Source organism: Legionella cincinnatiensis (assembly GCF_900452415.1).
Classification (GTDB): Bacteria; Pseudomonadota; Gammaproteobacteria; order Legionellales; family Legionellaceae; genus Legionella; species Legionella cincinnatiensis.
Window position 1 is genome coordinate 2,581,268 of sequence record NZ_UGNX01000001.1, and the last position, 24,453, is coordinate 2,605,720.

Genomic DNA, 24,453 nt, shown 5'->3' on the forward strand with positions numbered 1-24,453 from the left:
TAATGTATATCATTTTAACAAATAGAATTAATTAATGAACAAGTGGTCTTCTGAAAAAATATCTGTACTTGCTTTGGTCTTATTGATTACTGGTGCAATTGATAGCATCAGAAATTTGCCAGGAACAGCTTTATTCGGTTCTTCATTAATTTTTTTCTTTATTTTTTCGGCAATTGTATTTTTAATCCCTGTTGCTTTAGTTTCAGCGGAATTATCATCAACTTGGTCTGATGAAGAAGGAGGAATCTATAGTTGGGTAAAACATGCATACGGTGAAAATCTCGCTTTTTTTACCATTTGGTTACAATGGATAAATACTTTAGTCTGGTATCCCACTATTTTATCTTTTATTGCAGGGGTACTTGCTTATTTGATTAACCCCGATCTTGCACAAAATAAATACTATTTAATTTCCGTTATTCTCATTATATTTTGGTCACTCACTTTAATTGCTTTATCGGGTTTACGTGCCTCAGCGCATTTTGCAGGTCTTTGCGCTATTTTAGGAATGATTATTCCTATGGGATTTATTATTTTTCTTGCCGCTGTCTGGGTCATTAAAGGTAATCCTATAGCAATTGATTTAAGTTTGCCTCATTTATTGCCACAATGGAAGGACAGTCAATCTTGGGTATCACTCACTGCAATTATGACTTCATTTCTCGGTATGGAGCTTGCAGCAGTTCACGTTCGAAACGTGGATAATCCACAGAAAAATTTTCCCCGAGCAATGTTTTTTTCAGTATTATTGATTTTAACCACAATGATTTTTGGTTCTTTAGCAATAGCTTTTGTTCTTCCTAAAGAAAAAATCAGCCTTATTGATGGCGTATTACAAGCCTTTAATAACTTTTTACAGGCTTATAACTTAACCTGGTTATTACCTATTCTTATTGTGCTTTTGTTATTAGGTAGTTTGGGCAGCATGATCAACTGGATTATTTCACCCGCCAAAGGCTTACTTATGGCTGCAAACCACAATTTCTTACCTAATTTTTTATCTCAATTAAATAAGCGTGGTGTTGCCTCACGAATTTTAATTATTCAAGCCATCCTTGTAACACTTCTATGTAGTGGATTTCTATTATTTCCAACCGTGAATGCTATTTATTGGTTATTTACTGCATTAAGTACAGAACTCTATATTATGATGTATGTTTTAATGTTTATTGCTGCGTGGAGATTAAAAGGTAAATTTGCACATGTTGAGAGACCTTTTGCTATACCCGGGAAAAAATTCGGCTATTATCTAACGTGTATTTTAGGATTATGCGGCTGCACAATGACTTTAATTGTAGGGTTTATTCCCCCAGTTGAATTTATGAATTTTGGCAGCGCATCCCATTTTAGATTTGTTTTTTCGATGGGAATTGTATTGATGATGATTCCAGCATTTTTATTGTATTGGCGTAAAAAATACATCAGCAAATAATAATCCATTTTTATGGGGACGTCTCAACATCGAACGTAATCGTTCACTGTTTCAGCCATTCTCATAGCCTGAATGAAATTCGGAGTTCACTCTCTCGGACCTTCTCCATGCTACCTCTATTCTTACTGTTCAATCATTTAAAATTCGAAAAAAATTATTATAAATCATAAAATTACAACTTATTTTTAACATCTTGTCCCGTGTTTCAGCTTTTATTGTTTTAAAAATTATCAAATTTATGTGAATATCAAAATGATTTAAAACAACCCATAATTTAAAAGTTGCAATAATAATACCTCAAGCTTCAAAATTGGGATTGTTTCGTCACTTTCAACATAAAATGCCGGAAGATATTCTGCAAGAGGAGAATCACATTGTTTTTGGAGGAGCCATGAACTCAATCTAGTTTACTCTATAGTTTGTCACCTTTTGCAAAAGCAGCGTTGTTGTATGGAGCAACACATGTCTTGATGTAAATCTCATCATTGGTTTATGCCGAATCCCCATGGCGAAAACAGCGGGCGTTAGCAGAGTTGTGATCAAGACAGGCTGCCGCAGAGGATAACGCTCTTTTGAACGTTTTTGAATGAGGCACGTCAAACAATCATTGAATCCTGTTAGGATATATTAAACCGTTATAATGTTTTTTTATAACTTATCTTTTTCTTCCAAGGGGATAACTCGAGCTTCATGCTCCAACATTACCGGGATATCATCATGAATAGGAAAAGCCAGCCGATCAAACTTACAGATTAGTTCTTGTTTTTTTAACTGCAATTTTCCTTTGCATAGAGGACAAACTAAGATTTCCAATAATTTTTTATCCATGAAAGACTCCTAAGTGACTTTATTTCGGATGTATATAGGGTGTGCTGCAGCGGCTGAAACAGGTTTTAATGCAGAAAATTGAGCAAATTGAATCATCGCAGCAGCAGAAGGGTTGATAAGCAATTTTTCACTGAGTTGTGATTTAGTCTTGGAGGTAAAATCTTCCCAATATAAATCCACCCCTACTCCCGCAAGAATTACAGAGTGCTCTTCGGGTATACTTATTTCATGTACTGGATTGACCTTTTCCTCTGCCACCCATTGATCTTTGGCAAAATAAGCCCAATACATTTCATGCATGCGCGCGTCTAATACGGTTAATACAGGCAAATGTACTCCCTGCGTTTGTTGACGAGCTGACCAAGCTATAGCGACCAAATTACTTACTGGAATTAATCCCAAGTCATGAGCATAAGCTAACCCTTTTGCAATACTGCAAGCAATACGTAAGCCAGTGAAACTCCCTGGTCCACGTCCAAATACAATGCCATCAAGCTGATTCATTTGCAAACCAGCATTGATCATTAATTTATCAATCATAGGTAAAATAAATTGTGCATGTGTTTTAGGGTTGCTTTGTTCTTCACAAAGTAACTCTTTTCCAGTTAGCAACGCTATACTGGCTATTTCAGTCGATGTATCAATCGCTAATAGCTTCATTGGTCAACTCTAATTCTTTAATGAATTGCAGTACTTTTTGTTCATCTCGGGTTTTTGGTAATTGCGGTAAACTGGCTAATATTCGTCTACCATACTCTCTACCAGTAAGTCGGGGGTCGGCGATCATCAATACCCCTTTATCCGTGTTATCCCGAATTAAACGCCCCACTCCTTGTTTTAAAGCAATCACTGCGCTTGGCAAAGATAACTCATCAAAACCAGATAATCCTTTTTCCTTCAAATAAGTCATTTTACCACGAATTACAGGATCTATTGGGCTAGAAAAAGGTATTTTATCAATAATAACGCAAGATAATGCCTCTCCTTTTACATCAACCCCTTCCCAAAACGTTGAAGTTCCTAACAAAACTGCATTTCCTAATTGTCTAAAACGTTCCAATAAAATAGGTTTTGCCTCTGTTCCTTGGATAAGTAAGGGATAATTTAAATTATTGGATATAATTTGCGCAACTTGTTTTAAAGATCTGTGACTGGTAAATAAAAAAAAGCTACGTCCTCCTAACGCTTCGATAAGTGGAATAGCACGTTGGATTAATAATTCATTATAAGTAGCATTCTTAGGATCAGGTAATCCTCTTGGAAAATATAATAATGCTTGTTGTTGGTAATTAAAGGGACTAGGCAATACTAAAGTCTGAGCTCCATGTAGCCCCAAAGGCTTACAAAAGCAATCAAAGGAATCCGCCATAGTTAAGGTTGCCGAGGTAAATATATAAGTACAAGATTGCCTTTTTAGTAATTCGCTAAACGACTTAGCAACATCATAAGGCGTGGCATGAAAAACTAAAGTATGTTTAAAACGCTCCAACCATCTAATTTTCTCGTTAGTTTCTTCAGTGAAAAGCAATAAAATTCTGGCAAAATCGACTAATCGCTCTCTACAACGTGCAAGACCAGGAAACTCAGAAAGAGAGATCTCATTGAAACACTCCATTAACTCATCTTTCAATGCCAACCAACGAGACCATATGTTCATAAATGTTTTATTTCGCTTGATTTCCTCCCAACTTACTCGCTCCTCCGCAGGAAAACTTGTTAATAATTCATCCATCAACTTATCTGCTTTATGGCTTAAAACTTTTAAGGGTTGATTTGCAAGATCTAAAACAGGCCATTCTCTAATAAGATCATCCAATAAATCATGAAATTGTCGCGTACCAACTCGCTCTCCATTAAAATGAGTCGCTATTTCAGCAAGTTGATGTGCCTCATCAAAAATAATGACATCAACTCCTGGTAATAACTCACCGAATCCCTCTTCTTTTAGACGCGAGTCAGCAAAAAAAAGATGATGATTAATCACTACTACATCTGCCTCTAGCGCTCTCTTACGTGCTTTAACCAGAAAACATGTTTCATGATTAGGGCATTCAACACCTAAGCAATTATCTACTGTTGATGTTACATAGGGCCAAACTGGAGAATCCTCACTAAGCTCGGGTAATTCAGAACGATCACCATTTTTCATTTGGGAGAGTTTGCTTCGCACATGAGCCACTTCATGCGCACACTGCGGGCTTTGAAATTGCCCTTCTTCAGAATAGAGCTCAACACGATATTCACAGATGTAATTTGCTCTACCTTTAAGATTTTGTACGCGCACTGATAATCCTAATGCCTTGACTAAGGTCGGTAAATCTTTTTGATAGAGTTGATCTTGTAACGTTTTAGTGGCAGTAGAAATGAGTGTTTTTTTTCCGCTTAATAAACTGGGTAACAAATAAGCGAATGTTTTACCTGTTCCAGTTCCTGCTTCAGCTACCAGAGTAGATTTTTCCTCTATTGCTGCAGCAATCGCCACAGCCAAATCGGATTGTGGCGCGCGCGCTATAAATCCAGGGATCGCTGTAGAAAGTCGACCTTTCTCTCCTAGAGCTCGCTGACATGATTGAATAAGTGAAGTGATTTCTACCACTCTTCTTGTAGATATTGAAGTTTATCCTTAACCTCTTCCCAATCTTTAGCATCCGAAGGAGCATCTTTTTTAGAGGTAATATTGGGCCAGTTTTTAGCAAGCTTTGCATTTAGCTCTTTAAATTGCTGCTGTTCGGGCGTTAAATCATCTTCGGAAACGATTGCATTCACAGGGCATTCCGGTTCACACAAAGCACAATCAATACATTCTTCGGGATGAATAACCAAAAAATTAGGCCCTTCATAAAAACAGTCAACAGGACAAACTTCAACGCAATCAGTATACTTACATTTAATACAACTTTCTGTTACTACAAAAGTCATGATAAACCTTTTTGAGCTAGTAATAATAGTTATTAAAGCATAAAACAAGCCATTTAAGTAGTAGTTTTCTCAGTAATTGAATAAAACAACTGGCCCTTTATTTTTTATGTTGCAATAAATCTTAACCTTAAAGTAATTTTTAATATCTTTTTGACCAAAAGCATCAAAATTGTCTATATTTATAAGCAAGTTGGATTAATTTTTTCACAAGGATACAGGCAAATGGAGTTGGAGCAAAAGAATAGGATTATGAAACGCTTTTTAACCGAAAAAAGTGAAAATCCTATTGCAATGGATCTAAAAGATGAGGATTTAGCAAGTTACGCTGATCTGAATGTTTTATTAGAACATATTGAACATCATCAAAATGGCCTCTTTAATTTTGAAACTCTCGAAACAGATCCAAACCAATGGCGAGAATTTTGTAGCATTATTAAATACGCCACTACTTTTAAACCAGGCTCTCCTCCTCTATTAAAAAGAATTAGTCTTAAAAAGGCTGAAGAAGGGTTACGTTATACATTAAATGCGCATGATATCGTCGCATTACCAAATGATAATTATTATATGCGTTCAGCCAAAGTGCTTACCGAAATAGAACCAGAACTAAATGAGTTAATTTTAAACAGTAGAGTAAAATTGTATACTTTGGTACACGCTTTTCCTGAAACGCTAACTTTTGATGCCTCCAACACCTCGCAAATCATCTTACACATGTCACAGTTAGAAGAAGAAATACTCTTACTTGATAACGACTCAAAAAAGGAACAACTACGAAAAAAGTTAACTATCTTACACGATCTTAAGAAAATTAATGAATTAAAACAATTGTGTATCGCTCAAGACGATGGCTCTACGCTCGATTACTGTACACTAGCAGAAGATATAGGTGGCGTTACAGAAAAAATTCCTTTGGTCAGCTTAAAGAGTGTAAAAAAGCAATTACGCAATCTGTGTGAATGCTCAGAGCACTTTCTTATAGATAATTATTATGCTGCAAGAGAACAATATAAGCTTTGTACTGAGGCCATAATAAAACTGCCTAAACGCGGTGATATTAGAGAGGTGCAACATGAAGCTATAGCACTTAATATTTCTCGCTTATTGGGACTAGATACTGCTATTACAACATCAATTACTTATAATAATCATCCAGCATTATTCATTATTTTTTCCGATATACGTTTATTAAGTGATTTCTCTTCGGGAAAAACATTTACATCATGGCTAAGTGGTAAAACCTACACCCATTATTCAACGATTAAGCCTGTAGGTGAGGGTCTAGAAGCAGATTGTTTTATTGATGATTTCGGCAAGGCACTAAGCTTGTTTTATATATGTAGTGATCCGGATACAATAGGCGGTAATTGTCAGAACAAAGCCTTAAAAGAGGGAAAATCTCTTTTTATTTTTGATCAATCCTTGATGGGTACTGACAAATTCATTCTTGATTCACGCCTTTGCTTAATACCCGGTGAATTTCTTCGAAAACATACACGTCATGGTATAGGACGTAATCGCACTATTATTGAAGATTCATCATTCAATTCCAAATTTGAAAGCATCATGCAACTAAAAAATCTAAAGGACAAACTTGTTCAATATGTGAATCATGTTGCATGGCAACATCATCAGAAAATAACTAAAATTCAACGCAAGCTTAAAAAAAACCTGGGCTATGAAAAATATAATCAACTCACCACCCAGTTAAACAATTTAATAATTCTTGAAAAAGATGCTGAGATACTTAAAGCAAAAATACAAGAACGTATAAAAACAATTGAAAATTTGTTGCCTCAAACAACTGGAGAAGTGAGTTCTATCGAAATAAGACAAGCATTAATTTTTGAAAAATTGATCCATAATCCAATCTTATTTAGTGATGATGGACGCCCCTATAAAAACCCATGGACATACAGACAATTCAATACAATTAAAAAAGTAGATGATTTGGGCAATGGCTCTATTCAACTTACTTTTGATGATAAAATTTCTACAGCTATGGTTGAGTTTATTAAACGCCGCAGCAAAAATGACTCGATAGTCCTGAATTCAGCTAAAACAATACTTATAACCAAAGAACAATTGATGGGATTGACTGAAAATCTACTTCACCCCGAACATCAATTAATTCTAAATCCCTCCACTAACTATATAGATCTTATGGATTTAATCGTTATTAAAGAAGCTTATAATGTGGGAAACAGGTCTCGCGTGATCAATACTATTGCCTCCTACCGTACAAAAATGAATTGTGATACGAGTTCTAGGGAGGAAAAAATAGTATTTATTACTGAAACAGAAAATCAACTTAAAACATACCTCACAACAGCTTATGATAAAGGATTTTGCAAACACGTATTAAAAAAATTCTACTTTGAGGCCCAACAACAATTGCAGAAACTCATGCCTATATTAGAAATTCCAACTCAATTAAATGATGCATTTATTGCTGCATTGCAATTGGATAGAGTATCGGAGTTTAATTCTGTGGTTATGGAAGCAATAACACACGACAAGATTAATGATTCTCAATTTGTATGCTTTCTGGAGGAGTGCATTCAAAGGAGAAATAGTACCAAAAACTATATTGAGGCCCAACAACAAAGTCGTGAATTATCAAATACAATAGAAAAGACAATACATCAATTACGTGCTTCTAAATCTTTTACAGTTTTATTAACATCAAAAACACAATATAGTGAATTAAATCAAGTTGATCCTATAATTATTAATAAACCTGATTTAGAAAAAGGATTTACTTTTATAAAAGAACCGTTAATTGTTGTAGCAAATACCGAGGAAATCAATGAACAAGAACAAATTATATTCTCTCTTTAACATAAGCGAGCTAATTTGTTCATTAAAAGGTAGTAAATGGAGCTATTATGCCTATACATGAAAGACGTCAACATTTCCGGGTAGAAGATCATATCTACTTTAATTATCAAATTATGGAACCGGGAGAATTATGTCCCGATCGAGCAGTTGTGGAGCAACTCTTAGGGAAAAATGGGCAACGGTACCTGGAAGCAGCACATTATTTTCAAGAGATTGATTATGAAATGGCAGAGTTAACCCAAATTATAGCGCTCAAAGAGCCAACCATAGCTCATTACCTTAATCTACTCAATGCAAAAATCGATTATTTATCGCGACAAATGCTCATGACAAATACGATTCATTTACGTAAGGTCAATATAAGCTTAGGTGGAATGGCATTTAAAACTCCTGATCTTATTAAAGAGAAAACACGTTTAAAATTAGTGATTTATACCAAACCTAAAATGATACCCATTATTGTGGAAGGCACTGTAGTTTACAGTCAATATCAAACTGAACATACCTACCGTACTGCAGTATCATTCAATGAGTTAACAAGTGAACAGGAACAAATTCTTTCACAACATATTTTATTAGCTCAGGCGAAACATCGTTCTGACTAAAAATAAAAAGTAATTTTCAGTACAAAACTGCCAAATAACACGTAAACTATAGCACGTGGTTATGAACAAGAGGCAAATATGAGCAGAATAGTACATTGTTGTAAATTAAAACAAGATGCGGAAGGTATGTTAAAACCTCCCTTCCCAGGACCATTAGGAGAGCGAATTTATAATGAAGTATCAAAACAAGCCTGGAATATGTGGCTAAGTCATCAAACCATGCTTATTAATGAATATCGCTTAAATTTAATGGAAGCCAAGGCACGCAACTTTTTAAAAGAAGAAATGCAAAAATACTTTTTCGGCGAAGGCTCAGAAAAGCCAGCAGGCTATACTCCTGAATCATCATCCTAAAAAATACAGTGAAACGAACATAAATCGCTAAATGATCCCATAACCCTCCTCGGAGAGCAAGGAAATGCATTACATATATGGGGTCTATTTCTTAATAAATCAGGTAGATATAAAAACGACATTATTGTATTTTATAAACCACTTAAAACCAAAATTGTACCACTCTATTTAATTTCTGCCTCTGTAAATTTCCCTCTCTCATACGTTAAAGTAAATCCAGTACCAAATTCTACTTTTGTTTCATAATAACCACCAAATAAAATGAAGTTTTATTCTATAAATTAATGATTAAGAATTATTAATAAAAATAAAGCATCAATTTAGATATACATGTAAACGAAAAATAATTTTATCCTTTATTCACTTTTTATGAGTGGACTAAAAAATCAATTTCTTCTGATTATCAAAATAAAATTTATTGCCATCAGACAGATGAACAAAATGGACATATTGGAGATTTATTAAATGTATTTTATCTTCTTCACTATTTTTTTCTTTAATTTCTTAATTTATTCATATAATAATAGAAATTTGACGATGCCATTTTTTTTGATTTAATTTATTATTTTAAACACACATATTGTAAAAGAAGATACTCATGAAATTTTTTAAAGGTTTGTTGTTTTTCCTCTTTTGTTTCACTGCTGCCGTTCAAGCACAAGATCAACCTTTGAGAGTAGGAATAGGACGCTTTTATCCTCCTTTTATCATGCAAGGAGCAGATAATGAGCTCTTTGGTTTTGACATCGAAACAGCAATAGCGCTCTGTAATATCATGCATCGTACTTGCTCTTTTCATGCCATGAGATTCAAAGATTTAATTCCAGCAATAATGAGACAAGAGATTGATATGGCAATCAATGCAATTTCGATCACTCCGGAACGTTTAAAATTAGTTAATTTCAGCAATCCCTACTTGTTAAGCTATTCTAGATTTCTTACACACCATGTTTATGCTCATCAACCATTTCATTTAGCTCTTTTAAATAACAAACGGATTGGAGTAGATGCTGATTCTATCTTTGAAAGTGAAGTTAAAGAAATGGACATAAAAAATCCCACTATTGTCCCGTTTTATGGTCGCCATAGTACTGAAGAGATGTTAGAAGCATTGGAGAATGAAAAAATTGATTTTGTAATTATGGATAATCCTTCCGCACTTTACTGGGCAGCAAATTCATCAGGTGAAGTTCAAACTGTAGGTAGACCTATACTCTATGGCTATGGTTTAGGCATCGCAGTGAATCTAAATAACAATGCATTATTACAAGCAATTAATCACGCCTTATTACAATATGAACTCTCAAACCAATACATCAAAAATTATAATAAATATATCTTACAGTTTTAATAGTACTGTCGTTAATAAGCGTCCTCTTATGGCAAAAAGATACATTTAACGTATTTTTCAATCAAATATAGCCCTTCATGACGCATCATCCTCCTAAACAGAGAAGGTGATCTAAGCGTAACAAATTAGCTTTGCAATAACACCCTCTACGGAAACGTATCTGTCAGGGTGTATGCTTGCCTTTCACTGCAGGAGGTGTGGATGCTCACACGGAAACAGGAGGTCTATTGAAGATGCTGCACGAGGAAGTTTCTAACACGTTTGTTGCTTTTTAGACCTTCCGTTGTTACGGAAGGTCGCCTTTTTTACATCCTTTGTCATAAACTTCTCAGAATGACCCAATTAATGACCTAAGTATTCTGTATTACAAGCAATAGCGAAAAATCATGCTCATTGCTGGTACACTTCATTAATAGGTTGAGTACTTATTTGGCTTTGACTGGCCTTGAGCGTAACTTCATCATCTTCAGCCATCAATTGAGTTTCCTTACATAACTTGACATATTCTTTATGTGTAATCAGTGCATAAAAAAGAGCTGATATTGATAAAATGTAATAAATATTTTGATAAAAATAAATTAACCACAAATAAGTCAGAAATGGTGTTGATAATACTAATAATGTGGTTACTTTCATTTTCCTTGTGATCTGTATTACTCCGTAAATTACCATCAAAACTGAGATAGACAGATTCATTTTTAGAAAATCAGCGGCAGGCAAAGTGCTCATCATTAGACCAAGGATACAAAAGATGATTATTCCATATATTCTGGTATTGGGTTTTAAAGCCCCCATACTAATTGGTGCGGCCATATATCCAATTAAATGATAACCGGTAACAATTACCATTAATGAAGCCCAACTGTCTGAATTCCAAAGAAATATTGCAGTTAAAGTAAAATTGATCAGTAAGGAGCGGCGACATAGATTATACCGCGGATGTAATTTAGTAATCGTTCTTTTTGGCATTTGACCCTCTTTGGCCATAGCGTAGAACATGCGAGAAGCCCCACCTAAATAAGAATATCCTGTACCTGATGGACTCACTATACTATCCGCGATTAGGATCATTGCTAAAAAGTTCACACCTAATAGCATTGCTAAATTAATCAAAGGCGAATGAAAATTCAGACTACTCCAACCCCCAGCTAACACATCGTGAGGCACTGCTCCCATAAAAGCTAATTGCAATAGCATATAAACAAACATCACAATAACAATTGAAAGCACAATTGATAAAGGAATATTCCGTTTGGGATTTTCTATTTCACTTGCAAAAGCCACCGCTAATTGGAAGCCATTATAGGAATAAATTAAGCCTGCCGAAATAATCGCAGTAATTGCAGAGCCTACTCCATATTGTGAATTTGTATCCAAACTAAAATTGCTCGTGTCAAAACGCATAATTAAAAAAACAATAATGGTAAAAATTGGGCTAAGAATTTTAATTACTGTAACCGTATTATTTATTTTGGCGAGCAACTTAATACCAAAGTAATTAATTAATAAATAAATTACTAAGATACTCAATGCAAATAATTTACCGTAAAGAGTTAATGAATGATCCGTCATTAAAGTATCACTTTTGATTGCAGCAGCTAGGTACTGTGTAGTCGCTTGAGCTTCTGTACCAATAGTCACCATCAACCCAAACCAATTCGCAAAAGCAAAAGGCATACCGAAAATATTATTATGTGACAATGCACTAGAGCGAGCAGTTGCTCCACGAACTGGATAAATTGATGCAACCTGTGCAAGGCATAACCCAACTGCCATAACTAATAATGCCGCCAAAATCCATGCAACAAAAGAATAATTTCCTGCAATTTTAGCGTTTAATTGAGCGCTAAAAAGCCACCCTGATCCAACCATAGCAGTAGCAGAAAGTGCTGTTGCGCTAAACAATGAAATTTTGGCATGTTGACCCATAACAAACGACCCTTGAAAATACTTGTTCTTAATAATTGAAAATTAAATACCTATATTGCATATTATTATGACATCGTCAATAGATATGGCACATAGTGATCTAAAAAAATATATTCTCTATGATTAGATTCACAAAAAAACAATTCTACTTTTTTATAAGCAAAAAATAAAATAACTTATTGTTTTTATTTTGGTTTATATAAAATCACTTGTCCCATAACTGCAGCATTATCGTGCTTATTCATTCTTATAAAGTCAATAATTAAAAAATTCCAAAATAAATTGATTTTTAAGCCCATATTTCAAAGCAATCATAGAATCTTTGAAAAGGTTTAAATAGCTTTTTTGTTTTTTATTTCATTTAAAAATCAGATTTACTGAAGAAATCAGCAAAAATATAAATATGCTACAATTAAAATGAAAACGTCGTTTTGAAGCAAAGAAAGAAATGGTTAACAGACCTAATTAATAAAAGGATTTAATCATGTTAGCACGACTCTTTATTTTTACTCTAAGCTTCATTTCTTCCTGCCAATTGTGGGCTTTTACTTGCTACTATACCTTAGTCAAGGACAATTGTTGGACTAAATATAATGTGACTGTAGAGGTCATAGATGCGGCAACAGAAAAAGTTTTAATAACGCCAACAGTACCTGCGGGAAAATCTTGGGTACGTGAAACGTTTCCCTGTTCGGCAGCCCAGAGTTTAATGTTTCGTGCACAGTTTTCTCCTGTTTTTTGGGAAAGCGATAAAGATAAGACCTATGTTTCTAAACGTTTTTGGCCTATGCCTGCTGCTATCAATCCTGGCGATTCAGCTTGGAATGTCTCAGTTTGTTATCCTTCTGATTTTGCACAAGTACCACTTCCTCCGGAAGCAACGAGTAATTGCAAATGTGATTTTGACACTATTCCTGTCATACCGCCGAAACAAATAGAACAGTAGCGTATCAATCATCATAAGTACGCCAAGAGTCAAAACAGCATTTTTCTTTTTCTAGACTTATTAAGAATTTCAAACTAAGCTTTATTAAAGTGTCACTTGCTCTAGAGACACTGTTTGAAATACTTTGGGATCTAAAAGACGTCAGCTCCCAGTGTTTGTATTGATTAACTTACCACTAACCTATTAAGAATCTCAATGCAGAGCATCTATGAAAACTTAATTCATGCGTTAGCGCCCTACTCACAATTAATCTTTATTATAACAGCAACCTTATTGGCTATAATGATTAGCCAGTTACTTTTAGCCAAGTATTTTTCAAAATCTATATGTTATTGGAGAAACATTCCTTACCTGTCACTGTGGGTCTACACAATGGCACATAGCCGTTTGATTAAATATCCCTTAAGTTTAGCGATTGTGTTTTCTATAATGCGTTTCTATCCTAGGGATTATTGGTTAATTTTTCGAAAAGCTGTGTACTTTTACCGTTTAAAAAAACTCTTCAGTAAATTAGATGATATTATCGATACTGCACCACCTGAAATGATCATCGCCTTAGGGGATGCTTCTTTAGGCATTAGCTTAAATCCCTTTTTAAAAAAACTATTAGATCAAGATGATTTATTAGTGCTTAATCAATTTATCGAGCAAAAGTTAATTACAAAGAAAGAATTGCATGCATTTTGCAATTTATTTGCCAACAGATTAGCATTACAAGCGCGATTAACGTTGCAATACAATTCCAAGCAGAATATGAAGCTAAGAGAAAAAATCGCAGCTGTTAACATTGAGATATCCGGCGCTTACATGGCATTGTTAGTCCATTTTATAAAAAAAGATCCCCGGGTTATTGATTTTATTGAGCAAAATAAAGGGTTAACTTATTCAGCCCTAAAGCCTATATATCCTAAAGCTACTCAAGGCGGTGAGCTTATTCAAATTGCTCATGACATCATAGATTTTCGCTATGATTTAATTCAACAACCCAAAATTGGCAAAATTTGTGCGAATGTATTTTTAGCAAAACTCGCTCAAAATTATGATTCTGAGACGATATTCCCGTTAATTCTAGGTTTGCCGCCTAGACCAGTGAGTATTTATGAACTATCAGATACTATCAGGCTCCAATTAAATATCATGGAACATGGGTTCAAGATAAAGTCGTTTAAAATTAATATAATTTTTGGCCTACTTTATACCTTGTTCTGGGAGTACATTAAAAGAGCAGGATTTACTGGAGATAAGCTAAAATATCAAAAAATAAACTGTAGTGTAGGCAAGTCAATCACTCATGATTCATTGATCTGATTCATGAAGCCTTAACACAAACATTATTCCTTCTTTAATTTAACGTTAGTTTCGGATAAAGATATAATTATAACGAGTCTCTATCACGAGCCGTTCGAGCTGAGGAAGCATTTATGCTCTCTCGAAGCCTTGGCATCGGGTTCGAAAGTACCTGCCAAGGCTTCGAGACAGCGCTGGTGCGCCTCCTCAGCCCGAACGGGTCGAAGTAATAACCCGATCTCTTATCCATAATTGACGCTAATTTACGAATAGACCTACAAAAAGTTCCTGTTTTTATATTAACTGCGACTGCTGAGCTCACTGCAGAGATAAGTGATGAAGAGCGAAATGAGTATATGCTATGTAAAAAATGTGTCACCCCTGTTATCAACTATATCGTCAAAATTGCCAAGGAAAAGCCATTGCTCCTATAGTTCAGAAAGACTGCACCGGAACAGAAAAAGTATAACCCCCTCTATATTTCGAATAGCCATATTAACCTCCTCATAATGTTCATGTAATTAAAATTAATATACCGCTGTCAGGAGAGTTGATCATGCCTACTAAAGACGATGTTTTACCTTTTATCCAAGAAATAAATAATGCTATCCAGCAAAACTCCATTAATCAAGTTAGCGCGGCATTTTATAAATTGGGCAAGTATTTACAAGAACAATATCCTGGAAAAAATTCTGAGGATATCCAAAAAGCACTTGGAAAAAATGGGATAAACTTCTCGAGTTTCGAATTACCCAATCTCGAAATGGTCACTTTTTTGTTAAGAGCGCGGGAAAACTTAGCTGACGAAGGTGTTGAAAATGAAGAAAGAAGAAATTATCTGGCTGCACACCTAATCGGCATCAATTGTTATTTAAAGGTCATGGATGAGCCTGTCCTCGATGCAGCCCAAGTGAGTCGGACAAATAAAATATTTGATATTATTGGTCAAGCCATAAGAATTTTTCCGCAAGTTGCCGAAGAGAATACACGATTAGCCAGGGAAGTCCTACTCGACTTTGAAAAAGTGAAAAATACCCCTGAAGATTTTCAAAAAGCTGGACCGCAACTTATTTCTCTTCGTAATCTTGAATTAACCGATCAAGTTCAAGACATTAAAAAAGTTCATCTGCAAGAAATTGGCAAAAGAAGAATTCCTCCTCAGCTTTTGGCACAAGAACCTAAGAATATAGATAAAATTCAAACAATCATGCTTTTATTGTCTCAATTAAAAGAGATATCTTGGAGCGTGATCAAGGATAAAGTGGATCCTCTGGAAGAAAAACAAGCACGAGAAGACAATAAAAAAATTGCAAAATTGGCTGATGATATCGAAAAACATTTAATTGAATATTATTCTGGCAAACAAGGCCTCGAAGAAAAAATTGCTCTTAGCGAAGGAATGAATCATTTACTTGAAGAGAATAACAATTTAATTGAAAAATTCGATAAAAATTTTATTGCTTCTTTAAAAAAAATTACCCTTCAACCTAATGAACTGAGCAAAATCAAGGACTTAGTCGAAGCATTCAAAACATTAGCAGTAGAAGTCCAAAAAATTGATGAACATAATCCCGATAGAAAAAAAACTTTATATTTCATTGAAGAGGGCAAAAGCAATTTAATTCCTATTATTCAGGAAACAGATTTACTCAGGATACGGCTACTCTGGAAGCTAATATTCGAAGAATGATTCACGAGGTCGAACCAGCAGTAAGCCGATGTCATTGCTTCAACGAAAAAATTGGTAAAGTATTTTCCGTTTTAAGAGATATCATTACACTTGGATTTTATTCTCTGGCAAAAAGCGGTAAATGGGGAATTTATCAAAATCCCCCATCAGCCGCACAACAAGCAGTTGAAAAGATTAGTCAGGTAACCAATTCATTTAAAGAGAATCTGGCAGCGATTAAAGTGGAAGACAAAAAAAATGAGGAGATTCAGAATGAATCACAGAGCAGTTTGCAGCTGAAATAATAAAAAACAAATGTCCTTAACTCTCACCCAATACTTATTCTGACAAAAATATCGAATTGCACAACACAACACGCTCTTTCCTTTTCCAGGGAAAGAACGCTTTGAATTAAAACTCTAATGGTGAGTTGAAAAACACATTTTATAACTTTGAAATGAGTTTATTAGAATTAGAATAATCGTCGTTAAACATCGCTGTACGGTTAATAAACGGGGATTTTATTGGAGTAGTAGTATACCCTATTATCTTAGATTTAGCGGTATAATGAGTCACAAGGTCTAACAGCTTAAAGGTCACATCTTTTATACTGCCTTCATAAACTCCTTTATTCGGATCAAATAACTCGAATACGTCCTGGCCAGTTTTTTTAATTCCCAGCATATGGGTAGGATATGGTGATTGCAGTGTGGGAGCCGCAACCTTTTCAGCCCCTATTTTTAATACTACACCCTGATTAAACGCTAACATTTTAAGTAAAGTAATTAAATTGTTCCAATCAACAGCGCAATAAAATTGTCTTGGCTCTATACCGGGTAATTCATAAGTATTGTACTCTGGGCTTTCAGATCCATACTCACGATAAGCTTCGCCATTGAGTTGAAAGCTAAGTCGACGAACAATCGGTAAAATCACTTTTAAATTATTTTCTTTAAGCGCTGCGCGTGTATTATCGTCTCTTAAAAATGCTAAAACAAGCGCGTGACATTCACCCGCTTCATCAAGCCCTTTATTTCCTTGTTGTTTGGCAAATTCTAATAGATCATACTGGCGAAAGGGATAAATAGTTAGCGGCTTAGCAAATAAGGTTTGTGATTGCTTTTTGATAGAAAACATAACGTCAATTTATTTTCAAAATGAATTATTATAATGCATCATCTGCACAATTAAAATTAGGAGGCGTACTTAAAATTATTTTTATCGAGTATTTGATCTTTTTTTGCAGCGTTCAATGAATAATGGGGCAACCGTATCTTGGGGAAAAATAGAAAAACAGCGCTGAAAATGTCGTATAGCCTCTTGCCATTGATTGTTTGTATAAGCAGTAAATCCTTGAGCAAATTCTGCTTGATACGCGTTTACATCAAATGGAATAGAAGCAAGATTATCCCCCAATAGCTCATAGATAGAAATAGCACCAGTACGCCCTTTTACTACCACACGATCTATCATTCGCAAAACAAATCTATCTTTAATTTCTTCATAAACAACATCACTCACCATAATATGGGTTTGATAAACTTTGTTGATATTCTCAAGACGACTACTAATGTTGATTGTATCTCCTACTGCTGTATAGTTTAACCGTTCTAACGAACCTAAATTTCCTACAATAGCCTCACCTTTATGAATACCAATGCGCGTAACAAATTTAGACTTACCTTGTTGTACCCATTTAGCATTCAACTCCGCTATTTTTGCTTGACACTGTAACGCTGCTAGAGCTGCATGCTCACAAGGCGCTTCCTCGGGAAAAGGTGCGCCCCAGAATGCCATAATAGAATCACCAATATATTTATCAATCGTACCTTTTTGCACAAGAATCACTTGAGTTAATACTTCAAAATATTCGCATATTTGCTCCATCAATTCAGTTGGATCCATTTTTTCCGCAATGGAAGTAAAATTCTCTATATCTGAAAACAATACGACTAATTGCTTTCTGACTCCACCTATACGAATATCTTCACCCGATTCGATTAATTGCCGTACTAATAATTTCGGTACATAGCGTTGAAATTGTCGTAATCCCCGCTTCATTGAAATGATTGCATTACGCAGAACAACCACTTCTTTCATGCGTGAAGGTAAGTTAATAGAACACTCTAGTTCGAATTGACGAATTTTTTCTGTTTCACGCACAAGATAGTCAATTGGCTTAACAATCCGTGTGCTTAAACGCGACACAATTACAATACTTAACAGCAAGGCAATGATACTAATCAATAAAGTTACAAAATTAATTTGTTGCAAGAAACCCACAAAATCGCTTTTGGGTGCAATGATACCAATGATCCAACCTTGTTCAGCAAATCTAAAAATGGGTTGATAATTAATAAGATAAGCATCATCTTTGTAGGTTAAACTAAATTGTTTCAAGTGAGTCTTATTGTAAAATTTCATGGATTTATCAATTAACGGCCGTGAAATAACAGGTATATTCATTAATGGCTGTAAACTGGATGAAGACTGTTTAACAAGAGATTGCAACGGGTAAGCGACAAAATCCCCCTTCTTTGTAATGATGAATGCATAACCATGTTTGCTTACTTTTTGATGGGTAATAAACTGCGTTAAATACTCTAGACTCATATCCAAACCAAATACACCCATTAATTTTCCATCTTTATTATAGGCGGGTGTAGCAACTGAAATGCCCTTCTCAGGAGCAGAATAATACTTCCTGTCAGAATAATACATATAAATATCTGTCCATATCAATTTGCGCTGCTGCTTCGCTTGCAAATACCAAGGCCTTGTACGCGGATCATAAGAGGTGGGAGGTAATGTCTCTTGTTTCACAATACGACCTTGTATATCTCGATATATCATCGTATGTAACATTGGTTTATGATGTCGAAGAACAATTTCAGTGCTAATAGTTCCATCGGGTTGTCGTTGCGAATAAATAAAATCGCCCTGTTCATTTCCCCAATAAGCACTTGGTACTAACTTGGTTGCGCTAATAATGTAATAAATATAAGGAACAAGTTGTGTTGTACCATCTTTTAACACACCTCCTTCAAGCAGCTTCGCAGAAAACCATCCTGCATGTTCTACAGGCCTGACTTCGACATCTACTTCACGCGAAACAACGTTTGCAATCTTCTGCATCAGTGAAAAAGAGGTATAAGTCAACTCATCTGAAAATGCAATAGAACGCACTACTGCAATAACAATAGTAGTAGTGACAAATAACATAACAAAAATAAACAGAATACTAAATCGAAGGCTAAAAAGGATGCGTTTATTTCTTTTACGAAAAAATTTAATCATACCGTTCCTTTGTGCGTTCATGTATAACTATAGAACAGCCCCATTTATTGAACAAGTTAGGGTCTTGGAAGTAAAATCACTAGAAAGAATTCTTTGTCCCAATAGATGGTCACTAATACTTATCGTGAAGTCTTTATTTATAAGAAAAGCCAGGGCCTGTTAACAATTGGTTTTCAATGCCAAATTCTAAATGCACCCAAAAAATTACCTAAAGCCCATCAGCCGCCTTGGACAATCAACCAAAAGTCGCTGCTTGTTGTACCCAAATCCTTAACTTGGAACTAAATCGGCCTTGACGACAAAGAGATTCCGCTGCTGTGGCGGCGATACTTTTAATTAAACGATACTCTCCTAGCACTGCATGTATCGTCCAACATCGATTAATAATGGCGATAATCTTAAATAGATGAAACGAAGACTCTATGGAAAGCCAATTTTTAAAACAAGCCTTTTGTAACTGTTTGTATTGAGCAATTGGAAGTTTTAGATGTTCTGTGGCTCGATGTAAGCAGTTAACGAATGAAAAAAAAGGATGAGTAATAACAACTTCTCCTAAATCAATTAGGGTTGTTTGATGCGTGCTTGGATTAACTAAGATATTCTTATCATGAAAATCTGCATGGCCAAACGTGTCAGAGATTTTGAAGCAGGCTAATTGTTCACAAAGAAATTGTAATCGCCCCTCTAAACTTTTTAATTGTTTTAATTCCTGTTGGGTTAATCCATCTCCAATCAATAACTCTTCTTCAGTCATTAATTGATGATAAAGTTTTGGCAATTTCTCCAAGCGCCAATCAGGTACACCTATGTCAAGAAACAACTTTATTCTATCCGCTGAGTTTAATTGCAGCAGTGTATAATTGTGCATGGCATCAATTAAAAGATTAGGCATAAACTCTTGTTTAAAAACATCATGCAAAGGAATGCCTGCATCTTGCATTAAAAAACAGTGAAGCTCCTGATTATAAGCCAAGATATGGGGAACAGGAGCATTAAATTGTTCGTGGAGTAACTGAATCACACTCACTTCTAATGACAATGCAACGGGGACCTCTTTCAAATAAACCATCCCAAACTTCGTTTGAAAACGACACACTTGTGACCAAGCTGTATCAAGAATTATTTCAGTTTTTATGGGTTCATGAGCATATCCTAAATCGTTTAAAATACTGATAGCCCATTCTATATGAGAATTTTTCATGTCAAATGCCTACATGATCCACAATTACTTCATTAATAGTCCGTAATGCTCTTTGTGACTCAAAATTCATATCGGTTTGTTTGTTAACAAGATACATCATCGCTTTCCATAAAGCCCAAGCTCGCCCTCGTGCCCAAGTATTTGAGTCAAGCTCTAGTGTGTCTAAAAAAATGCGTCTACTTTTTCCTTCAAACAATGTCCATGCAATAGCGAGATCGCAGGCAGGATCACCAATTGCAAGTTGCCCAAAATCGATAACGGCACTCAATCTTCCTTGAGAAAGTAACAAATTGCCGACACTCACATCACCATGCACCCAAATGGGTGGATTTTGCCAGGAAGTAGCTAATGCATTTTCCCAAACTTCAGTAGCAACAAGAACGTCTATGCTGTATTTCAATATTTCAAGAGCCTTTCGTGTTTCTGCATCATAAATTGCTAAATCACCGCCACGATAAAAATTGTCGGGACCTGCAATAGGTCCGCCGGTGGTGTCAATTCTTTGAAGTGCCTTAAGAAATACAGCTAAATGTTGGGCAAACTCACATAAATCTTTAATTGGAGTACTTAGAGCTGTTTCTCCTGGAAGCCAACGATTAATGGACCATTTCCAAGGATATATTTTATCTGGCTTTCCCATCGCAATGGGAGCCGGTATAAGAATAGGAAGTTGTGGCGCAAGTTTTGGCAGCCAAGTTTGTTCCTTTTCAATTTGCCCAGCATATTCAGCACTACTTGGCATGCGAATTAGCATTTCCGTACCTAAATGAAAAGTTCTATTATCCCAACCACCATTTTTTACCGCAAATATAGGTAAATGGCTCCACTGGGGAAATTGTTGTGTGATTAAGGTCCGCACTAAAGATTCAGTAATATTGATTTTATCCAATCTTGAATTCATCCTTGTTACATAAAACCAGTATTCTACTGCAAAAATTGTCCTTAAAGGAGAGACAACCAATTTTATCCACCGTCATTTTTTGAAAAAAAGGGAATTTGAGAACTATCCAGATCGCAGGTTACAAAAGCATCACCAAAAGTCAGTTTTTGTCTGCATCATTCAATAGGATTGGGGGATGTTATGAAGAGTACGCCATTTCTTTAAAAGGGATTGCCGGCGTTCTGGATATTTTTGGTCTGTAATCGATAATCGAAGTATTCTATCTGCTCTGAAATGGCGAAAATCCTGTCTTAACTCACACCAAGCAACCATAAGGCGTACTTCATCAAAAAAGCCTATTGCGATGGGCCACAGTATTCGTGTCGAATGATTATTTTGTAAATCTTGATAGTTTAATTCTACTTTTCGTTCTAACCGAATGGCTTTGCGAATGAGAATAAGATCCATGTCCTTACTTTCAGCACATTTTCCCGGAGGGACTAAGAGCCCCGAAGTTTCCAGTTGGCATTTTAACTCATTAGGAAGAATGGCTGAAATTTTCGCAAGCACATTTTGAGCAGCAAATTTAAGTTGGGTATCAGCTCGTTGTGCAACCCAACGTGCTCCTAATACCATTGCTTCAATCTCATCGTCTGAAAACATCAAGGGAGGCAATATAAATCCTGGTTTAAGCACATAACCAATACCAGGTTCTCCTGCAATAGGCGCGCCAAGGGATTGTAAAGTCACAATATCTCTATAAAGAGTACGCAGGCTAATACCTAATTCTTCCGCCAGACTCTTGCCACTAACCGACAGTCGATGACGTCGTAATATTTGAATTAAATCGAATAGGCGTTCCGTTCGTGACATTATTGTGCTACATACTACTGCTAAATTATGGCAGTAGTATAACATAAGAACTCATTTTAATTTTTTGGTAAACCATAAAATAAGATCATCATCTAAAGGGTAAACTTCTCCTGGCACAGTTTGTTTATAACCATAAGTAACCCCTAACCCATCAGGATAATAGCCGCGTTTCACATAAAGTTGCTGTGCCTGCCCGTATCCTCCATCAAAACCAGCATATAAACCAACTCCAAGACCTACAACATCATGGTAAAGGGCCGCCTTTTCTTCAGCTACTTTTAGTAAAGCGCTACCTACCCCTTGTTTCCGAAAAGAAGGCAACACATTTAAATCCATAATTTCAGGAATTTTTTGATGAGCAAACGGTTCATAGTGAGACATCCATTTTAGAGTCACATAACCCGCAATCTGATCTTGAAAATAAGCTAACCATATTACTCGCTCAGAGTGCTGCTGTTCTTGATAATAAGTTTCAAACAGTGAAGCAGGTTTTTGCCAATTTGCTTTCTGAAACGCATCAACAAGAATGGGAATATCGATTAACTCCAATGATTTAATGACCATTTCGTGCTGATTTGTTATCAAATGTTGCAGCTCTTTTATCATATATACCATATTCCACTCATATCCTTTGGGTTTTAAATCAAAAAGAGCGTTAAAGCCAACTGATTGGTAGAATTGATAAGTTTTCAAGTAGTTTTCTTCTGATTCAGAGGGACTTAATGTTTCCACCGTTATGGTCATAGCGCCTTGCATTTTAGCAAAATGACAGGCTGCATCAATTAAGTACCTTCCTATGCCTTGGCGATGGAAATCTCGTCTCACAGCCATCCAATAAATATTGGCATTATTAGAGTAAGGAAAATCAATCGAAATAAGGCCTATAAAATCATCCTTTTTTTTCGCTGCAAAATTAACCCGTGTTTCCACTCCTATTGCATAATGCTCGTTAGCTTCAGGCAAACCAAAGTATTCTGGCAAATTCTTTGTAATTGTCTGACACAAGGTTTGAGCCAATTCCCCTGTTATTTTTTCGATTTGAATCATAGTATTTTTCCTACCGCAGTATCTCGAGCATCACCTTCATAGCCATCGGGATCATTAAATGACATATCGATATAACCATTATTTCTATAAAATTTAAGCGCATCAGGCGAGGACTCTATATGCAAACTTTGATACCCCTGATTTTTGAGCCATTTTTCGCATAAAGTTAAAAATTGGCTACCATAGCGATGATTTCTTCTTGCCTCATCAATAACAATAATGCGCAAAGCAGCTCGTTCTTTTGGCCATAATTGCACATGTGCATAACCTATGATTTCAACCCCCTGATATAAAACAAAATGAACATGGGCATCATGCGTAAAAGTCCAAGTATAAGGATCAGAAAGCCTTGCCTTGTCAAAAAAATAAAATTGTCTTAAATGGCGTGCCGCATTCCATTCACGTATTGTTAACGCCTTAACCATTCTTAATCCATTAAAACCTGCTTTTTTATCTATTGTGGTAATAAAATCCTCTTTACCTAAACAATAAGCAGTAATGTCGTTAGGATATTGGTGCGCCAAATCTTGTTTTAAACGTGCATAGGCGGCTCTATCCTCTGGATGTTTTCTCATCCAATCTCTAAATTTTAAATGCCGTTCGATTTCAGGATTACCAAGCTCAAAAACATGTGCGTGATGAGTTCTTTGATTGCCTCCTTTTTGGAAATAGCGGCGAAAAGGAATACCGTATTCTCCTTTTGCTTCATAGCCAAGCATTTCCATAGCGGCAGTGGCGCTATCCACTTTGTTAATATCCAAAACAACAGGAATCATGTCGATCACTGGTTTTGCAGCTAAACCAGATACTGATGTTGATCCTATATGATAAATTTCAATACAATTATCACCTAAAGCGCTCTTAATCTGCTCTGCTTCCTGTAAAAACTGCATAGGCCAATTGGCATCATAAGGATTCACTTCGATGAGCCGTTGCTCTTGCTTGTTTGACATGGTTTACTCTCTCTTGAATATGCTAAACTATGAGCCCTGCT

The 24,453-nt window shown here is 35.6% G+C and carries 21 protein-coding genes and 1 pseudogene; 9 read left to right on the top strand and 13 right to left on the bottom strand.

Features of this window, described 5'->3' with window-relative positions; translation table 11 throughout:
• Positions 1–34 precede the first annotated feature (34 nt).
• Positions 35–1,432: an APC family permease gene (locus DYH34_RS11610; protein WP_058465691.1), complete on the top strand. Its 1,398-nt coding sequence runs from the start codon at positions 35–37 to the stop codon at positions 1,430–1,432.
• A 648-nt stretch (positions 1,433–2,080) separates the two neighbouring features.
• Here the strand turns inward: DYH34_RS11610 and DYH34_RS11615 are convergent.
• Genes DYH34_RS11615 through fdxA form a run of 4 tightly spaced genes read right to left on the bottom strand, consistent with a single transcriptional unit; the run spans position 2,081 to position 5,179 of the window.
• A complete protein-coding gene (locus tag DYH34_RS11615) occupies positions 2,081–2,260 on the bottom strand; it encodes a Trm112 family protein (RefSeq protein WP_058465690.1) in 180 nt (59 codons plus the stop codon).
• 9 nt (positions 2,261–2,269) lie between these two features.
• Entirely contained in the window at positions 2,270–2,920 is a 651-nt protein-coding gene (gene tsaB / locus DYH34_RS11620) for a tRNA (adenosine(37)-N6)-threonylcarbamoyltransferase complex dimerization subunit type 1 TsaB (protein WP_058465689.1), read from the bottom strand.
• The gene (yoaA, locus tag DYH34_RS11625; RefSeq protein ID WP_058465688.1) at positions 2,901–4,856 is read right to left on the bottom strand and encodes a DNA repair helicase YoaA; all 1,956 of its coding nucleotides are present in this window, start codon (positions 4,854–4,856) and stop codon (positions 2,901–2,903) included. Before yoaA ends, tsaB begins: the two co-directional genes overlap by 20 nt.
• Positions 4,850–5,179: a ferredoxin FdxA gene (fdxA, locus tag DYH34_RS11630; protein ID WP_058465687.1), complete on the bottom strand. Its 330-nt coding sequence runs from the start codon at positions 5,177–5,179 to the stop codon at positions 4,850–4,852. The genes yoaA and fdxA overlap by 7 nt, the downstream gene beginning before the upstream one ends.
• A 249-nt stretch (positions 5,180–5,428) precedes the next feature.
• Between fdxA and DYH34_RS11635 the strand changes: the two genes are divergently transcribed.
• The 4 genes from DYH34_RS11635 to DYH34_RS11650 all read left to right on the top strand — a co-directional run bounded on the left by DYH34_RS11635 (position 5,429) and on the right by DYH34_RS11650 (position 10,330).
• On the top strand, positions 5,429–8,020 hold the full coding sequence (locus DYH34_RS11635; protein ID WP_238589541.1) for a hypothetical protein: 2,592 nt from the start codon (positions 5,429–5,431) through the stop codon (positions 8,018–8,020).
• Positions 8,021–8,067: 47 nt separating this feature from the next.
• Positions 8,068–8,625 carry a PilZ domain-containing protein gene (locus tag DYH34_RS11640; protein WP_058465685.1) on the top strand — a complete coding sequence of 186 codons (558 nt, stop codon included), beginning with the start codon at positions 8,068–8,070 and terminating at the stop codon, positions 8,623–8,625.
• A 78-nt stretch (positions 8,626–8,703) separates the two neighbouring features.
• A complete protein-coding gene (locus tag DYH34_RS11645; protein ID WP_058465684.1) occupies positions 8,704–8,979 on the top strand; it encodes an oxidative damage protection protein in 276 nt (91 codons plus the stop codon).
• Positions 8,980–9,577: 598 nt separating this feature from the next.
• Positions 9,578–10,330 (top strand): transporter substrate-binding domain-containing protein, encoded by a 753-nt coding sequence (locus tag DYH34_RS11650; protein WP_058465683.1) that lies wholly within the window; start codon positions 9,578–9,580, stop codon positions 10,328–10,330.
• Between the two features lie 390 nt (positions 10,331–10,720).
• Here DYH34_RS11650 and DYH34_RS11655 read toward each other — a convergent pair whose 3' ends face one another.
• Positions 10,721–12,259 carry an APC family permease gene (locus DYH34_RS11655; RefSeq protein WP_058465682.1) on the bottom strand — a complete coding sequence of 513 codons (1,539 nt, stop codon included), beginning with the start codon at positions 12,257–12,259 and terminating at the stop codon, positions 10,721–10,723.
• A gap of 484 nt (positions 12,260–12,743) precedes the next feature.
• Here DYH34_RS11655 and DYH34_RS11660 point away from each other — a divergent pair, with 484 nt between their 5' ends.
• From DYH34_RS11660 to DYH34_RS11675, 4 genes are all read left to right on the top strand, one after another.
• A complete protein-coding gene (locus DYH34_RS11660; RefSeq protein WP_058465681.1) occupies positions 12,744–13,205 on the top strand; it encodes a hypothetical protein in 462 nt (153 codons plus the stop codon).
• A 195-nt stretch (positions 13,206–13,400) separates the two neighbouring features.
• Complete coding sequence (locus tag DYH34_RS11665) at positions 13,401–14,513, top strand: hypothetical protein (RefSeq protein ID WP_058465680.1); 1,113 nt, start codon at positions 13,401–13,403, stop codon at positions 14,511–14,513.
• A 535-nt stretch (positions 14,514–15,048) separates the two neighbouring features.
• On the top strand, positions 15,049–16,182 hold the full coding sequence (locus DYH34_RS11670; protein WP_058465679.1) for a hypothetical protein: 1,134 nt from the start codon (positions 15,049–15,051) through the stop codon (positions 16,180–16,182).
• Positions 16,179–16,466 carry a hypothetical protein gene (locus tag DYH34_RS11675; protein WP_058465678.1) on the top strand — a complete coding sequence of 96 codons (288 nt, stop codon included), beginning with the start codon at positions 16,179–16,181 and terminating at the stop codon, positions 16,464–16,466. Before DYH34_RS11670 ends, DYH34_RS11675 begins: the two co-directional genes overlap by 4 nt.
• A 139-nt stretch (positions 16,467–16,605) precedes the next feature.
• On the opposite strand, the gene DYH34_RS11680 is transcribed toward DYH34_RS11675, so the two are convergent.
• From DYH34_RS11680 to DYH34_RS11710, 8 genes and pseudogenes are all read right to left on the bottom strand, one after another.
• Positions 16,606–17,298, bottom strand: a complete 693-nt coding sequence (locus DYH34_RS11680; protein ID WP_058465677.1) for a hypothetical protein — start codon at positions 17,296–17,298, stop codon at positions 16,606–16,608.
• 81 nt (positions 17,299–17,379) lie between these two features.
• Positions 17,380–19,458: an adenylate/guanylate cyclase domain-containing protein gene (locus DYH34_RS11685; RefSeq protein WP_058465676.1), complete on the bottom strand. Its 2,079-nt coding sequence runs from the start codon at positions 19,456–19,458 to the stop codon at positions 17,380–17,382.
• Positions 19,459–19,693: 235 nt separating this feature from the next.
• Positions 19,694–20,659: a phosphotransferase gene (locus tag DYH34_RS11690; RefSeq protein WP_058465675.1), complete on the bottom strand. Its 966-nt coding sequence runs from the start codon at positions 20,657–20,659 to the stop codon at positions 19,694–19,696.
• Between the two features lies 1 nt (position 20,660).
• Positions 20,661–21,548 (bottom strand): aminoglycoside phosphotransferase family protein, encoded by an 888-nt coding sequence (locus tag DYH34_RS11695; RefSeq protein ID WP_420795582.1) that lies wholly within the window; start codon positions 21,546–21,548, stop codon positions 20,661–20,663.
• A gap of 171 nt (positions 21,549–21,719) precedes the next feature.
• Positions 21,720–22,412 carry a helix-turn-helix transcriptional regulator gene (locus tag DYH34_RS11700; RefSeq protein ID WP_058465673.1) on the bottom strand — a complete coding sequence of 231 codons (693 nt, stop codon included), beginning with the start codon at positions 22,410–22,412 and terminating at the stop codon, positions 21,720–21,722.
• A 51-nt stretch (positions 22,413–22,463) separates the two neighbouring features.
• Positions 22,464–23,018, bottom strand: a complete 555-nt coding sequence (locus tag DYH34_RS18605; protein ID WP_338011276.1) for a GNAT family N-acetyltransferase — start codon at positions 23,016–23,018, stop codon at positions 22,464–22,466.
• 54 nt (positions 23,019–23,072) lie between these two features.
• Positions 23,073–23,459 (bottom strand): annotated as a pseudogene (locus DYH34_RS18610) (GNAT family N-acetyltransferase); the annotation flags it as partial.
• A complete protein-coding gene (locus DYH34_RS11710; protein WP_058465671.1) occupies positions 23,456–24,412 on the bottom strand; it encodes a bifunctional GrpB family protein/GNAT family N-acetyltransferase in 957 nt (318 codons plus the stop codon). The pseudogene DYH34_RS18610 and the gene DYH34_RS11710, both read right to left, overlap by 4 nt.
• Between the last annotated feature and the right edge of the window lie 41 nt (positions 24,413–24,453).